This is a genomic window from Enterobacter sp. ODB01 (genome assembly GCF_001623605.1).
Classification (GTDB): domain Bacteria; phylum Pseudomonadota; class Gammaproteobacteria; order Enterobacterales; family Enterobacteriaceae; genus Enterobacter; species Enterobacter kobei.
Window position 1 is genome coordinate 1,159,406 of record NZ_CP015227.1, and the last position, 13,716, is coordinate 1,173,121.

Consider the following 13,716-nt stretch of genomic DNA (forward strand, 5'->3'; position numbering starts at 1 on the left):
TCAATGTCCTGCAAGCTGATGGAGCGCGGTAATGACGCGGGTTGTGTCGTCATGAGTCATGTCCGGGAAAAGAGGGAGAGAGCAAATACGTGCGCTATTCCATTCCGAATTCGGGAGCGATACATCAGGAAAACGCTCGCGGTAGTATTTTTGAGTGTGCGCCGCACGGAAGTGCAGGCCGGTACCGATGCCCTTCTCCTTCAGCGCCGCCATCAGGTTGTCGCGTGAAATACCGCAGCGGGCTTCATCAACGCGAATAATAAACAGGTGCCAGGCGTGAACGTGCGGCCATGCCGGGATGGTCAGCGGCTGGAACGGCGTATCGGCCAGCTCCCGCAGGTAGCGTTGCGCGATTTCCTCACGGCGTTTGTTGGCCTCTTTTAATTTGCCCAACTGCACCAGCGCCAGCGCGGCGTTAATATCCGCCAGGTTGTATTTATAGCCCGGCGAGATCACTTCAGCCTGCGGTGCACGACCGTGCGTCTGGCGGTCATAGGCATCCCCCCCAGGCCGTGGAATTTCAGACTGCGGATCCGCGCAGCAAGCTGAGCGTTATCCGTGACAACTAAACCGCCTTCTGCACAGGTCATATTTTTAATGGCGTGGAAGGAAAAAATCGCCGTCCCTTTCCAGCCCACATGGCGGTTCTTGTAATAGGTTCCGGCGGCATGGGCAGCATCTTCAATAACGGGAATACCGTGACGTTCGCCAATGGCATGAATCGCGTCGATGTCACACGGTGCGCCAGCATAATGGACGGGGATAATGGCTTTAGTACGCGAGGTTATCGCCGCTTCAACGGCGTCAGGCGTCACCATCAACGTGTCGTTGTCCACATCAATCATCACCGGTGTGGCACCCAGCAACACGATCATATTTAGCGTGGAAACCCAGGTCTGGGAGGGGTGATCACTTCATCGCCGGGGCCAATATTCAGCGCCATCAGCGTGACATGCATGCCCGCGGTGGCAGAACAGACGGCAATCGCATGCTGATTGCCCGTCAGGTGACAAAATGCCTCTTCAAGCTCCTGATTTTTAGGCCCCGTGGTGATCCAGCCCGACATCAAAACGTCCTGAACCGCCGCCATTTCTTCGGCACCCATTGAGGGTCGCGAAAAGGGCAGAAAATCACTCATTATTAATTTCCTTGCAATAAAAATGGCACGTTTTTGATATTAACCAAATGCCGGTCCGTTTATTTCAACGAACCATAAACTCATATCAAAATAGCTTTCATTTCTTAGGGAAAAATTAAGACAACGTTTATAACGTTATAGAACTACTAGCAGACACTTTAAAAACAACAAGTTAAATTAATATTAAATATTTTTTATTGTGATCTTCACAACGTTTTGCCAGGAAATGATTTAAACCAAACATCAACAAACAAAAAAAATCCCGGCCATTTCAAAATAATATGAAATAGCCGGGAACTTTTCTTTTTAGTTAATTGTCGCGCTTATTTTAAGTTTTCTGGAAAGTTTTCAGGTAACTCGCTGGCCGCACAGGCAATCACGCTGTCATCATTTGGACCACAGTCGCGCACAAAGGTGATTGTCGCGAATTCATCAATCACTTCTGTGGGATATGCCGGACCGGCATCGCGATAGCTATTCATCAGCGGAATATGATCGTTCTGGAAACAGACGGTTTTTTCCGGATTGTTCATTACCCAGCGCGGGAAGAAGATGGTGCCGTGGAACAGGTTGTCGCCCAGGTTAACAATCAGGCTCACGTCAGTACCGGTTGGCTCTGTCCAGGAGATTTTATAGATGCTCTCCCCGACGCGAACGATATACGCCTGCTGATCTTTTACCCAACGGTTTCCGACCAGGCCGCTGTGAATACGGTAGTCGAGGGTGTTTTCATTTTTGACGTAAATCTCGTAGTTCCAGCCGTTATCGTAGGTATAAACCAGATGTTTGCCGACGAAGCCGCTTAAGTCATGTTTGTCGAAGTTGCTCATGATGTGTCTCCTTTGTTTTGATGAACGTATCGTACCCCTTCAAAAAATGAATGAATAACGCTATGTTTGAATCAAATTAATTCAAAAATTAGATATGTCATGCATAAAACAACTCTTGAACAGTGGTCACTCCTGGAAAAAGTGGTCGAGGCCGGGAGTTTTGCCAAAGCGGCAGAACAGACACACCGCAGCCAGTCTTCCGTCAGTTACAACCTCTCTTTACTCCAGGAGCGCCTGGGCATTGCGCTGCTGGTGGTGGAAGGGAGACGGGCAGTCCTCACGCCCGCAGGAGAATTATTGCTGAATCAGGTAAAACCGCTGCTGAAAGCGTTCTCTTATGTTGAGACGCGCGCCGCGACGCTGCATAGCGGCATGCGCACCCGAGTCGATCTGATCGTAGACAGTATTTTTCCCCGCCGCAGGCTGTTCGCGATTTTAAGACAATTCCAGCAACGGTATCCGCAAACCCAGGTGCGCCTTACCGAGGTGCTGGAAAATAGCCGCGCGGACACGATAAACGACGAAGCGGACGTAATGGTCCTGACCCGCCGCCAGGACATTACCGGGCTTGGCGAGTGGCTGATGAATATCGACTTTGTCGCCGTGGCGCATTACCAGCATCCGCTCTTTTGTCTTGATGCACCGCTTAATGATGAGATGCTGCGCCCGTGGCCGCTTATCCAGATTGCGGACAGCCAGAACGCCGCGCGGGCTGCCGGCGAGTCGTGGACGTTCTCCACCATTGATGCTGCCATAGAGGCGGTTGTCTCTCAGGTCGGCTACGGCTGGCTGCCAGAGGAACGCATCCAGCCCCTGCTGGAGCAAGGCTTACTGAAAATCCTTCCGCTGAACCACGGTGTCCGCCGGGCCACGCCGCTGCATTTGATCGTGAAACGTACCCTCGCCCCGCTGGATGAGCAGGTTGAAACCCTGCTGCGCCTTTTTAGCCAGGAGCCGTCATCACCACCTGCTACGCTTTAAGGTCCGAACGCTAAAACGATAAGGAGCAGAAGATGAAAATCGACTTTGCGGGGAAAGTGGCGCTGGTGACTGCCTCAACCGGCGGTATCGGGTTCGCCATTGCCAGAGGCCTGGCGGAAAGCGGCGCGGAAGTGATCGTGAATGGCCGCAGCATCGACTCGGTGAACAAGGGTATTCAGCAGTTACAGCAGGTTGTACCCGGCGTACAGGTGCGTGCCGCCATTGCCGATCTCAGTACGGCAGAAGGGGTTGAGTCGCTGCTGAAGGTCGCAAGTGATGTCGATATTCTGGTGAACAACGCCGGAATTTACGGCCCGCAGGACTTCTATAGCACCGACGATGAAACCTGGGAGCGTTACTGGCAGACCAACGTGATGTCCGGCGTGCGTCTTTCCCGCGCCCTGCTGCCAGGCATGGTGAAAAAAGGCTGGGGACGGGTGGTGTTTATCTCTTCCGAATCGGCCTGCAATATTCCGGCGGATATGATCCACTACGGGGTGACTAAAACGGCACAGCTCTCGCTCGCTCGCGGGCTGTCGAAGTTCGTAGCAGGAAGCGGCGTGACGGTGAACAGCGTACTGCCGGGGCCAACACTGTCGGACGGTTTCGCAGAAATGATGAAAGATGAAATCGAGAAAACCGGGAAATCGCTGGAGCAGCTGGCGAAAGAATTTGTCATGGCCAACCGCCCCAGCTCGGTTATCCAGCGTGCGGCCACGGTAGAAGAGGTGGCCAATATGGTGATTTATGTCTGTTCGCCTCAGGCCTCCGCCACCTCGGGCGCAGCGTTGCGCGTCGACGGTGGCGTGGTGGATGACATCATCTGATCCCGTTACGCCGCACTACCCGTCACGCGGCGGGCCGTGATGTAATGTGCTTGCCAGTAGTCATCGGTCAGGGTTGACACCGTCACCCCCTGGCTGCTGGAGGCGTGAATAAACCGGTTGTCACCGATGTAGACACCGACATGCTTGCGGTTTGGCCCCGTCTGGAAGAAGACCAGGTCGCCGGCCTTAAGACGGTACTGCGCCACCTGTACGCCGCGATGGATTTGCTCGCTGGTCGTGCGCGGCAAATTAAGATTCGCCGCATCGCTGAACAGGTGCTGCATCAGTGCAGAGCAATCCACGCCGCGGTGGCTCGTGCCGCCCCACTGATACTGGGTTCCCTTCCACTTCTGGTATTGATCGAGAATGCGCGAGCGCAGCGGGCCCGTTTCCTGATGAAACAGCGCCGATTTCGCGGGTGATTCCGCAAACGCAGAATTCATCGAGATCATCGATGCAGGCAGTTGAAAACTCATTGCAGAAAACGAAGCAAAACTGAGTGTGAGGATTGAAATAAGCGATCTTAACGTCATATCAAAAATCGTGGCTTAGAGTGAATTTTTCCTTACGCGTGGGGGCCAATGTTCCCCCGAAATATCTTTCGATGTGGCGATAATATAGACAGTTCATTTTTTCACCAACGACTATCGAGGCCAAAAATGGACTCACTTTTAGATCGCAAGATCGTGAAAAAAAGGGTGGAGATGTAAGGACTGTTTAGATAAAGCAGGTAAACTGATCCGCAGAATGTGTATTTCAGCTAAGACGTATTTATGACCAATATGATTGCCGACGAGACGGTGGCTAAATCCAGCGTGCTCTCTGTCTTTGATTTTGATGGGACACTAACGCACCACGATAGCTTTATCCCTTTCCTGCGTTTTGCCTTTGGGAAACGCTACTTCGCAGGCCGCCTGGTGCGCATGGCGTTACCTACGCTGCACTGCGTTCGCCGCAAGCTGACCCGGGATGAGCTCAAGGAAGTGCTGATCAAAACATTCCTGACGGGAGTGGATGAGCACTGGCTGCGCCAGCAGGCGGAAGCATTTTGCGAAAAATACTGGAACAAGCTGATGCGCCCCGAAGGGGTTCTGGCCGTGGCGGCGGAGGTGAATTCCGGTGCGGAGGTGACGATCTGTTCTGCCTCTCCGGCGCTGGTGCTTCAGCCCTGGGCGGATAAGCTCGGTATTAAGCTGATTGGCACCCAGCTGGAAGTGAAAGACGGCAAGCTGACAGGACGCATCACCGGCAATAACTGCCGCTGTGCCCAGAAAGTCGCAAGACTGGAAAAAGTGTATGGCGATCTGAAGGCCTATCACCTGCGCGCCTGGGGAGATACCCGCGGCGACCACGAGCTGCTGGCCGCGGCGCAGGATCCTCACTGGCGGCATTTCCACCACCCGCGCAAGCGCCGGAATTCGCCGATTAAGGGTTAGGTGCGGTCTGGTGCCCTCACCCCAGCCCTCTCCCACGGGGAGAGGGAGAAAGGCAAAGCATCAGGCCTCACGTTTCCCAGGGAACATCACGCTCGCAATAATCCCCAGCGCCAGCACGCCTAAGACCACAAACAGGCTCGCCGTCGCGCCAATGCTGTACCCGTGATGCCAGAAGTGATCGGTGGCATTTAACCCCAGCTTGAACGCCACGAAGAACAGCAGCAACACCACGGCTTTCTCAAGGTGGACCAGATACTGCTTCAGCGCTTCCAGCACAAAGTAGAGGGTACGCAGGCCGAGAATGGCGAACATCATGGCGCTATAGATAATCAGCGGCTCGCGGCTCACGGCAATAATGGCCGGTACGGAGTCAAATGCGAACATCACGTCAGAAAGTTCCACCACTGCCACGCAAAGCAGCAGCGGCGTCGCGTAGCGTTTCGCCTTCTTCACGCGCCCGACCATGACGTCCTGGTTTTCCGGCTTTTCAAGCTCCGCATCCACCTCTTTCTGGGTCAGGATAAAGGCATTGCTGCTGATTTTCGGCCAGACGGGATAGAAGCGCTTCACCAGGCGGTACGCGAGATGGCCGGAGTAATCTTCCACTTCGTCACTCTCTTCATTGCGTTTGAGCATCATCACCGCCGTCCAGCCGACAACCAGCGCAAAAATGACCTCCACGTACGGCCCCAGGCTCAGCAGGCTGGTTCCGATCGCCACGAAAATACCGCGGAAAACAATCGCCCCCAGCACACCCCAGTAGAGCACGCGGTGACGGTACTTATCCGGCACGCCGAACCAGGCGAAAATCGCCATCATCACAAACAGGTTATCGACGGAAAGCACCTCTTCCAGCGCATAGCCGGTGAGGAACAGGCTCGCCATCTCTGCACCGTGGTGGACATACAGGAACCCGGCGAACGCCATCGCCATCATGACCCAGAAGATGGACCACATCGCCGCGCTTTTCAGCGAGACAGGTTTATCGTGACGGTGCATAAAGAGGTCGATAAACATCGCCCCAACGGCCATCACTACAAAGACAACAACGGTTTCCGTCGGGAAACCGAGATGAGCAGCTGACATACACAACCCTTTTTTGGATACAAAACACCATGCAGACAATAAAAAGCGCGAGCCCGTTAAGGGCACAGCACGCAAAAAAATAAATATTAACTGTTCTTTTCGGCTGTGTAGAGACATTAAAGTTGTATCCTTTAACCTGAAAAAGACTTTAAAGTTGTAAAGTTTTAAAAAAAACACATACAAAACATGATGCTAAGTGTGTATCACACGCTGTTCCAACATTATGCCTTGATGTTCTTGCAGGAACTGCAATTTACAGGAGGAAAAAGGTGTTTTTGTAGTTATCTGGCGTTACGTGACAGTGTTGGTCAGATACTTCCACCTCTTCAGAGTTAAAGTTTGATATATGGGAAAAAAAACGCTCCCGGACGGGAGCGTAAGCCAGTGACTTCGGCGTCAAATGAGGGTCTAACAAGTGGAGCTGCGGGTTAATTCTGGGTGATCTGACTGCGATGCTTATCAGCCTGCTGCTGGTGAACAACGGAAGACTGACCATTATTCGCCTTCTCATGTACAGCTGCGGCCTTCTCATGCTCGCTCATTTCAGAAAATGACTTTGCTGTTTCGTTGGTAGCTCCGGGTTTAGCTTTCATCATTTTTTTATGCATTTCAGCCATGTCCTGGTGGGCAGCAGAATTGCTGTTTTGCATCATGTCATGGGACATTGCGGCCTGATCGTGACTGCTCATATCCATCATTGTCATGCTGTCTCCCTGAATTGCACTTTTTTCAGCAGATGACTGCATCTGGTGGGCAGGTGCCTGTGCATTATTTACCTGGTCATGCATGTTCATTGTCTCTGCAGCCATGGCAGATGAAGCGGCAGCCATAATGGCAACAAATGATACGAGAATCTTTTTCATGGTTGGGTCTCCGGTGTTTACATACCCAAACAATCAATGGCTTATAACAGAGAAAGCAGTTGATCTCAGGGCGGGTTAATCATCACTCCAGGAACCAGGTGATTGTGTTATCACGCTGCTCCTGATTTATGAATAATTATAAAAAACCGCCTCTGTTTATCGCGTGACTGAATGATGACAATTTTGTCACCTTCCAGGTTTCTCCTGAACAACGGGATTAATCCATTAACAGGCGCACTTTGAACACAATTTCACGCCCCTGCTGTTCTGCTGACAGCTCGCCGCCGTGAGCATGAATGATCGACCTTGTAATTGATAATCCCAGCCCCGCGCCTTCCGTGTTGTAGAACCTTGATGAGTCTGCGCGATAGAACCGGTCAAACAAACGTTCCAGATTAGCGGGAACCTGGCCGGACATCGTATTCGTAATCATCACGTTCACACAGTCACTGTCACGCTCAAGGTGTATCGCTGTACAGGTGTTATCGGGAGAATACTTGATTGCATTGGAAAGCAGGTTACTGAAAGCACGTCGGAGCATATCGCTGTCTCCGGCAACAACGCCCTCTCCTTCAACCGTGATTGTCTTTCCTGTTTCGTCTGCCAGGGGCTCGAACAACTCACGTAATTCATTCAGTTCGGCTGCCAGATCCACATCATGTTTATCCAGCCGCAGCAGACCATGCTCTGAACGTGCCAGAAAAAGCATGTCACTGGTCATTCGTGACAACCTTTTCAGTTCTTCCAGGTTAGCGAATAAAATTTCGCGGTAATGCGAAACATCCCTTTCCTTAGCCAGTGCAAACTGCGTCTGCATCATCAGATTACTGACTGGTGTGCGCAGCTCATGCGCGATGTCAGACGAGAAATCTGACAGTTTCCGGAATGCCCCCTCCAGGCGATCAAACATATTATTGAACTCCTGCATGGTCTCAGAGATTTCCGGCGGAGCCAGATCGGGATTTAGACGCTGATCCAGGCTGTGTACGGTCATGGAGGAAGCCAGACTGGTCATTTCCCGTAGCGGTTTCAGACCAATACGTGTGGTCAGCCAGCCCAGAAAAACAGAAATAAAGACCAGACCGATATTGAACCAGAACAGCCAGGTACTGAGTTTGTCCATAAACAGGGTGTGATACCCAGTATCCGTGGCAACCGTAATGATGACATGTTTGCTTTTACCCTGTTCCGGCGTCACGGCAACCCGCCGCGAGATACTGCGGTACACGGTGTTATTTTCTTCCGTCTGGATCATATAGTCGAGAATATCACCCGACTTATTAAGCAGGACCGCTGGAACAACAGAATTTTTGGCATAGAGTTCAACAATTTTTTCATTTTCCATGTTTTTTATAGAAATGAATAAGCCATTGTGCCCCACCATCGCATCGTTTATTTTTTCTGATAATGACTTAATATCCGTTTTGTTCCTGAACGTCTCTGTTTTAAGAAACTCTTCGGTGAGCTGAAGTTTACCTGTCAGAAAATCGCGGTCCTGATTATCGAAATAGCCATTAAGGGTGCTAATCAGGATAAAACTTGATAACCACCATACCGTAAGCATCACCGCAGAAAAAATCAGGCTCAGGCGTGTGGTCAGGGAAATTTTGAACCTCACTCTTCTCTGATCTCCAGGACATATCCGGCACCGCGAACGGTATGGATCAGTTTTGGCTCAAAGTCATCATCAATTTTACTTCTCAGACGTCTCACGGCGACATCAATCACATTCGTATCACTGTCAAAATTCATGTTCCAGACCAGGGACGAGATAAGACTCCTGGGTAACACTTCTCCGGTGCGTTGCAGCAGCAACTCAAGCAGAACGTATTCTTTACCGGTGAGATGGATCTTCTTCCCCGAACGGATCACGGTCCGGCGCACCATATCAACGGTCATATCGGCGATGGTGCAGACTGTTGCGGCCTGCGAGCGTGCCCGGCGCAGTAGGGTTCTTACACGTGCAACCAGCTCCGTAAAATCAAAGGGCTTAATCAGGTAGTCATCTGCGCCAAGCTCCAGTCCTTTCACTTTGTCCCGCACGTTGTCCTTTGCGGTTAAAAACAGGACCGGTTCTTCGTGCCCGGACTCCCTCAGTGCGCTGATGATTTGCCACCCGTCGAGGAAAGGCAGCATCACGTCCAGTATTATCAAATCATACTGTCCCTTCGACGCGGCCCCGAGACCATCGCGGCCATTATTAAAGAGATCGGCCTGATAGCCTTCCTCAACCAGTCCCTGCTGCAGGTAACGACCTGTTTTTTGTTCGTCTTCAACGATTAAAATACGCTGCATGGTCAACTCGCTGATATGAAAGTAAAAATCTCACGCATGAGCTTTGGCTGTCCCCTAGCTGACCTGAGACGGAGCAAGCATTCCGAGCCACGCTACGGCGCCCAGAATGATAATCGCAACAACGAATTCTGTCAGGATGCTGTTTCGCATCAGGGCAACGCTGCGATCATAATTCCCTTCCCTGACCATAACTTCAAGCCGGGGACCCAGGTGAAACCGGTTTGCTGCAGCCAGAAGAAGCATCAGAACAAACAGAGCCGTCTTGGCAAGCAATATCCTCCCCCAGGAACTGTTGAATAAGGGAGTTAAGTTACCCTCAGCAATATACAGATAGTTGACCAGCGCACTCAGGATCAGGGCTACAACAATCACCGTTCCTGCCGTGGCAAATTTTGCCAGGGAGTCAGATATCACAATGACGCTCTGTGCATTATGCTCGTTTCTGCGCATCAGCAGGATAGCAAATGCAACCAGAGCACCTGTCCAGGCACCTGCAGCGCCGAGATGGGTCAGATCGCTCAGTAAATGGAGATAGTAATGCAGACCGTCATGCATAACGGCGTGTCCTCCCCAGGCAAGTGTAGCCAGCGCCACGCCCCCACTCATCGTCATCAGCAGGCAGGACAATACTCTCTTATTAGTGTAAAGGAACAAAGCACCGAGTGTGGTAAACAGGGCACAGAGCCTGACAATCCAGCTAATACCCACATCAGTTTCTTCTATCACCATCTCGATAACATGGATGGATAATTCTCTGAGGTCAGTTACTCCACTCATGGCATTAGATACCAGGAGCATATTAATGCCAGTAAGAATGATGCCTGTAACAACAGCAAAGGTTATAAACGACCTGAAATTAGTCAGGTTATAGGTTTCATGTCTGACACCGCTTATTCCATATATCTGAAAAAATGGCAATCCAAATATTACCATCAAATCCAGATAAAGAAGAAAACGAATAACAATCATAATCAGGTCGTTCATAATATTACTTCACTGTAAAGGTGTAATTACCGGTAATAGGGTGCGTATCTGAAGAAACCGCGCGCCAGTCAACACGATAAGTGCCAGCGGGTAAAGGCTCTCGCGGAATAATGACCATCGATTTAGGGTCAGCGCCTGGCGCCACTTTTGCCGCGACCGGCATCGGAGAATGTGATGACATGCCTTTCATACCCGTCATCGTTAATTTTGCACCTGAGAATTTCACGGTCAGATTTTCCGAGAAATTAAGCTGAATCTTTTCCGGGGCCGCTACGGCTGAATCAGCCTGTGGCACAGAGCTTTTTAATTCCGGATGGGCCATAGCAGAGAAAGCAACGCCCATAACGAGGCCACCTGTAAGAATGGCTTTATTTAAAATCGACATTTTATTTACCTGTTTAGTTGAGTGTTTTATATCAGTGCGTTAAAACCAGATTCTGGCTCCCGCCAGGAATACTACCTGATGGTCTTTCTCACCTTCTCTTTTCGCCATATCGGATGTTTTCCCGTAAAGTTGATTCCAGGAAACGCCTATATAGGGTGCAAACTCACGGCGTATTTCATAGCGCAGCCGGAGCCCCAGCTCTGTGTCAGTCAGTCCCCTGCCGCGACCCCGCGATTCATCATCCTGACTGTAGAAATTCACCTCATAGGATGGCTGGAGTATGAGCCGGTTAGTCAGTAAAACGTCGTATTCTCCTCCCAGACGAAGGGCTGCTTTTCCGCCATTACTGACAAAACCCGTAATTTCAGACTCAAAATTATAGAGTGCCAGCCCCTGAAAACCGACAGCAGCCCAGGTCCGGGCAGAAGCAGGTCTGAAATCCTGCCTGACACCCGCAACCAAATCCCACCATGGGCCAACCGCATGTCCCCAGAGTAACTGCGCTTCAGCCGCCTCCGTTTCCCCATTGCTTCGTTCACCTTCACTCTTTAGCCAAATCCGATCTGTGTCGCCTCCAATCCAGCTGTTAACACTCCAGCTGAAATTGTTGGTGTTATCCGACCGTTGCCATTCCAGTTGATCCAGCAGAACCAGATAATTAATCGCACTGTCGTGAATCGCATGCCCCTGTAAATTGCCGAATGCAGCCTTCCGGTCGGCATCGGTAACAGGCGGAATTGGCGTTCTGCTCTCAGTTACAATGGGCTCCATTGACGTCATCTCAGTGAAATTCTCATCTGCTGGCATCTGCATGGCAGACATGTCGTGCCCGGCGTGGGGATCTGCAGAGACGGAGCCCGCCGCAATAGAAAGCTGTGAGGTAAACAAACCGGCGACCAGAACAGGTATGGCCTTCAAATTTCTCTTCATTCGCATCATTCCTCCACCCGGACTTCACGAAACATTCCCATTTCCATGTGATAGAGCAAATGGCAGTGATACGCCCAGCGGCCAAGCGCATCTGCTGTCACTCTGTAACTGCGTTTTGTACCAGGGGGAACATCTATTGTGTGTTTACGAACCATGAAATTACCGTTTTCATCTTCCAGATCGCTCCACATACCATGCAGGTGAATGGGGTGAGTCATCATGGTATCGTTGATCAGCGTGATCCTGAGCCGCTCACCGTATTTCAGCAGCACCGGTGCGGCATCTGAAAACTTGATTCCGTTAAATGACCAGGCAAACTTTTCCATGTGGCCGGTTAAATGCAGTTCTATGGTACGGCCAGGTTCACGTCCGTCAGGATCCTCAAAGCGGCTTTTCAAATCCGCGTACGTGAGAACCTTTCTTCCGTTATTTCGAAGACCAATACCCGGATCATTTAATTTCGGAGAGACGCTCATCGCCTGCATATCAACCAGTGGGTTATCCGTTTCTGACGCAGGATGACTTTGCATACCCGGCATTCCGGCCATCCGGGAATGATCCATACCGGCCATGCTGCTGTGATCCATGGGCGCGGAGGATGTCCCGCTATCCGGAAGGTCAGCACCGTCCATAGACATCATCTCTCCGCTGTTATCCATGCCTCCCATCTGGCTGTGGTCCATTCTTGCCATATCATGTCCCATTCCCCCCATACCCATATCTTCCATGGTCAACAGAGGACGGGGATCGAGGGGGGGAACGGCAGCACTTAACCCCTCTCTCGTGGCCAGTGTCCCTCGAGCGTAACCGGTCCTGTCCATGGATTGTGCGAAGATGGTATAGGCCTCACCCTGAGGCTCCACAATGACATCATAGGTTTCGGCAACGGCAATCCTGAATTCGTCAACGGTAACCGGGTTTACATACTGGCCATCTGCAGCCACGACCGTCATTTTCAGCCCGGGGATACGGATATCGAAATAGGTCATTGCCGAGCCGTTGATAAACCGTAAGCGTATCTTTTCACCGGGACGGAACAGTCCGGTCCAGTTTTTCAGCGGGGCCTGCCCGTTCATGAGATAGGTGTAGGTGTAGCCACTGACATCCGCGAGGTCAGTCGGATTCATTTTCATTTCAGCCCACATTTTCCGATCGGCAATGGTGGCTGACAGCCCCCTGGTATTCACGTCGCGGAAAAAAGAGCCAACGGTTGGTTTATTGAAATTGTAGTAATCCGACTGTTTTTTTAATTTTTTCAGCAGGCTGTGAGGATTTTCATCGGTCCAGTCAGACAACATGACCACATGCTCACGATCGTAAGCAAACGGTTCTGGCTCCCTGGCATCGATGATAATGGCACCGTATACCCCCTCCTGTTCCTGCAGACCGGAATGGCTGTGGTACCAGTAAGTCCCGTTCTGCTTAACCTTAAAGGTGTAAACGTAGGTATCATCAGGCTCTATGCCCATAAAACTCAGCCCCGGAACACCATCCATATTGGCCGGAAGAATAATGCCGTGCCAGTGAATGGACGTCTGTTCATTAAGACGGTTTTTGACCTTCAGGGTAATGGTGTCACCTTCTTTCCAGCGAAGAACGGGCCCCGGCAGGCCTCCATTGATTGTTTTGGCCTGACGCTCACTGCCCGTGATATTGACGGCCGTTTCACCAATGGTCAGGTCAAACTGAGTACCCTGCAGGGATGCGGCAACTGGCAGGCTCAGACTGGAACGCGCATTGAAACTCCATACGCCAAGACTTCCGGCTACGCCAGAGAGGGTTAACCCCTTCAGGAAAGTTCGTCGAGACGTTTTCAACAGCATGCGCATTCCCTTATTTAAAGTATGGTTACTGACAGAATTCGAGAACCGATTTAAATTAAATTACTGGTTCATCCACTTACAATGAAATGAATCTAGCACACCTTAAGAAACAAATTCATTACAATCGTGTAATGTACA

13 protein-coding genes and 1 pseudogene are annotated in these 13,716 nt (G+C 51.0%); 3 read left to right on the forward strand and 11 right to left on the reverse strand.

Features of this window, described 5'->3' with window-relative positions:
* Both arnB and A4308_RS05640 read right to left on the reverse strand, forming a co-directional pair.
* Positions 1–1,138 (reverse strand): annotated as a pseudogene (gene arnB / locus A4308_RS05635) (UDP-4-amino-4-deoxy-L-arabinose aminotransferase).
* Positions 1,139–1,461: 323 nt separating this feature from the next.
* Positions 1,462–1,968, reverse strand: a complete 507-nt coding sequence (locus A4308_RS05640) for a phenolic acid decarboxylase (RefSeq protein ID WP_014885573.1) — start codon at positions 1,966–1,968, stop codon at positions 1,462–1,464.
* Between the two features lie 99 nt (positions 1,969–2,067).
* On the opposite strand from A4308_RS05640, the gene A4308_RS05645 reads away from it, so the two are divergent.
* Positions 2,068–2,949, forward strand: a complete 882-nt coding sequence (locus A4308_RS05645; protein ID WP_014885574.1) for a LysR family transcriptional regulator — start codon at positions 2,068–2,070, stop codon at positions 2,947–2,949.
* A gap of 32 nt (positions 2,950–2,981) precedes the next feature.
* A complete protein-coding gene (locus tag A4308_RS05650; protein WP_045281305.1) occupies positions 2,982–3,776 on the forward strand; it encodes an SDR family NAD(P)-dependent oxidoreductase in 795 nt (264 codons plus the stop codon).
* A 5-nt stretch (positions 3,777–3,781) separates the two neighbouring features.
* Here the strand turns inward: A4308_RS05650 and A4308_RS05655 are convergent, their stop codons facing one another.
* Positions 3,782–4,228 (reverse strand): NlpC/P60 family protein, encoded by a 447-nt coding sequence (locus tag A4308_RS05655; RefSeq protein WP_014885576.1) that lies wholly within the window; start codon positions 4,226–4,228, stop codon positions 3,782–3,784.
* A gap of 321 nt (positions 4,229–4,549) precedes the next feature.
* Between A4308_RS05655 and A4308_RS05660 the strand changes: the two genes are divergently transcribed.
* Positions 4,550–5,212: an HAD family hydrolase gene (locus A4308_RS05660; RefSeq protein WP_072093626.1), complete on the forward strand. Its 663-nt coding sequence runs from the start codon at positions 4,550–4,552 to the stop codon at positions 5,210–5,212.
* Positions 5,213–5,272: 60 nt separating this feature from the next.
* On the opposite strand, the gene A4308_RS05665 is transcribed toward A4308_RS05660, so the two are convergent.
* The 8 genes from A4308_RS05665 to pcoA form a co-directional block, all read right to left on the reverse strand.
* Complete coding sequence (locus A4308_RS05665; protein ID WP_014885578.1) at positions 5,273–6,298, reverse strand: TerC/Alx family metal homeostasis membrane protein; 1,026 nt, start codon at positions 6,296–6,298, stop codon at positions 5,273–5,275.
* Between the two features lie 428 nt (positions 6,299–6,726).
* Positions 6,727–7,161 carry a copper resistance system metallochaperone PcoE gene (gene pcoE, locus A4308_RS05675; RefSeq protein ID WP_000723069.1) on the reverse strand — a complete coding sequence of 145 codons (435 nt, stop codon included), beginning with the start codon at positions 7,159–7,161 and terminating at the stop codon, positions 6,727–6,729.
* Positions 7,162–7,378: 217 nt separating this feature from the next.
* The gene (gene pcoS / locus A4308_RS05680; protein WP_001211180.1) at positions 7,379–8,779 is read right to left on the reverse strand and encodes a copper resistance membrane spanning protein PcoS; all 1,401 of its coding nucleotides are present in this window, start codon (positions 8,777–8,779) and stop codon (positions 7,379–7,381) included.
* Positions 8,776–9,456 (reverse strand): copper response regulator transcription factor PcoR, encoded by a 681-nt coding sequence (gene pcoR / locus A4308_RS05685; protein ID WP_001188930.1) that lies wholly within the window; start codon positions 9,454–9,456, stop codon positions 8,776–8,778. The genes pcoS and pcoR overlap by 4 nt, the downstream gene beginning before the upstream one ends.
* Positions 9,457–9,510: 54 nt before the next feature.
* Positions 9,511–10,389: a copper resistance inner membrane protein PcoD gene (pcoD, locus tag A4308_RS05690; protein WP_229692861.1), complete on the reverse strand. Its 879-nt coding sequence runs from the start codon at positions 10,387–10,389 to the stop codon at positions 9,511–9,513.
* Positions 10,390–10,444: 55 nt separating this feature from the next.
* Positions 10,445–10,825 carry a copper resistance system metallochaperone PcoC gene (gene pcoC, locus A4308_RS05695; protein ID WP_000025662.1) on the reverse strand — a complete coding sequence of 127 codons (381 nt, stop codon included), beginning with the start codon at positions 10,823–10,825 and terminating at the stop codon, positions 10,445–10,447.
* A 39-nt stretch (positions 10,826–10,864) separates the two neighbouring features.
* Positions 10,865–11,755, reverse strand: a complete 891-nt coding sequence (gene pcoB, locus A4308_RS05700) for a copper resistance outer membrane transporter PcoB (protein ID WP_001378118.1) — start codon at positions 11,753–11,755, stop codon at positions 10,865–10,867.
* A gap of 5 nt (positions 11,756–11,760) precedes the next feature.
* Complete coding sequence (pcoA, locus tag A4308_RS05705; protein WP_000925243.1) at positions 11,761–13,578, reverse strand: multicopper oxidase PcoA; 1,818 nt, start codon at positions 13,576–13,578, stop codon at positions 11,761–11,763.
* Positions 13,579–13,716: the final 138 nt, after the last annotated feature.

Excerpts from the sequence above, each read along its gene's own strand:
- A4308_RS05640 (WP_014885573.1), bottom strand. The coding sequence starts at position 1,968 with ATGAGCAACTTCGACAAACATGACTTAAGCGGCTTCGTCGGCAAACAT.
- A4308_RS05645 (WP_014885574.1), top strand. The coding sequence starts at position 2,068 with ATGCATAAAACAACTCTTGAACAGTGGTCACTCCTGGAAAAAGTGGTC.
- A4308_RS05650 (WP_045281305.1), top strand. The coding sequence starts at position 2,982 with ATGAAAATCGACTTTGCGGGGAAAGTGGCGCTGGTGACTGCCTCAACC.
- A4308_RS05655 (WP_014885576.1), bottom strand. The coding sequence starts at position 4,228 with ATGATCTCGATGAATTCTGCGTTTGCGGAATCACCCGCGAAATCGGCG.
- A4308_RS05660 (WP_072093626.1), top strand. The coding sequence starts at position 4,550 with ATGACCAATATGATTGCCGACGAGACGGTGGCTAAATCCAGCGTGCTC.
- A4308_RS05665 (WP_014885578.1), bottom strand. The coding sequence starts at position 6,298 with ATGTCAGCTGCTCATCTCGGTTTCCCGACGGAAACCGTTGTTGTCTTT.
- pcoE (WP_000723069.1), bottom strand. The coding sequence starts at position 7,161 with ATGAAAAAGATTCTCGTATCATTTGTTGCCATTATGGCTGCCGCTTCA.
- pcoR (WP_001188930.1), bottom strand. The coding sequence starts at position 9,456 with ATGCAGCGTATTTTAATCGTTGAAGACGAACAAAAAACAGGTCGTTAC.
- pcoD (WP_229692861.1), bottom strand. The coding sequence starts at position 10,389 with ATGGTAATATTTGGATTGCCATTTTTTCAGATATATGGAATAAGCGGT.
- pcoC (WP_000025662.1), bottom strand. The coding sequence starts at position 10,825 with ATGTCGATTTTAAATAAAGCCATTCTTACAGGTGGCCTCGTTATGGGC.
- pcoB (WP_001378118.1), bottom strand. The coding sequence starts at position 11,755 with ATGAAGAGAAATTTGAAGGCCATACCTGTTCTGGTCGCCGGTTTGTTT.
- pcoA (WP_000925243.1), bottom strand. The coding sequence starts at position 13,578 with ATGCTGTTGAAAACGTCTCGACGAACTTTCCTGAAGGGGTTAACCCTC.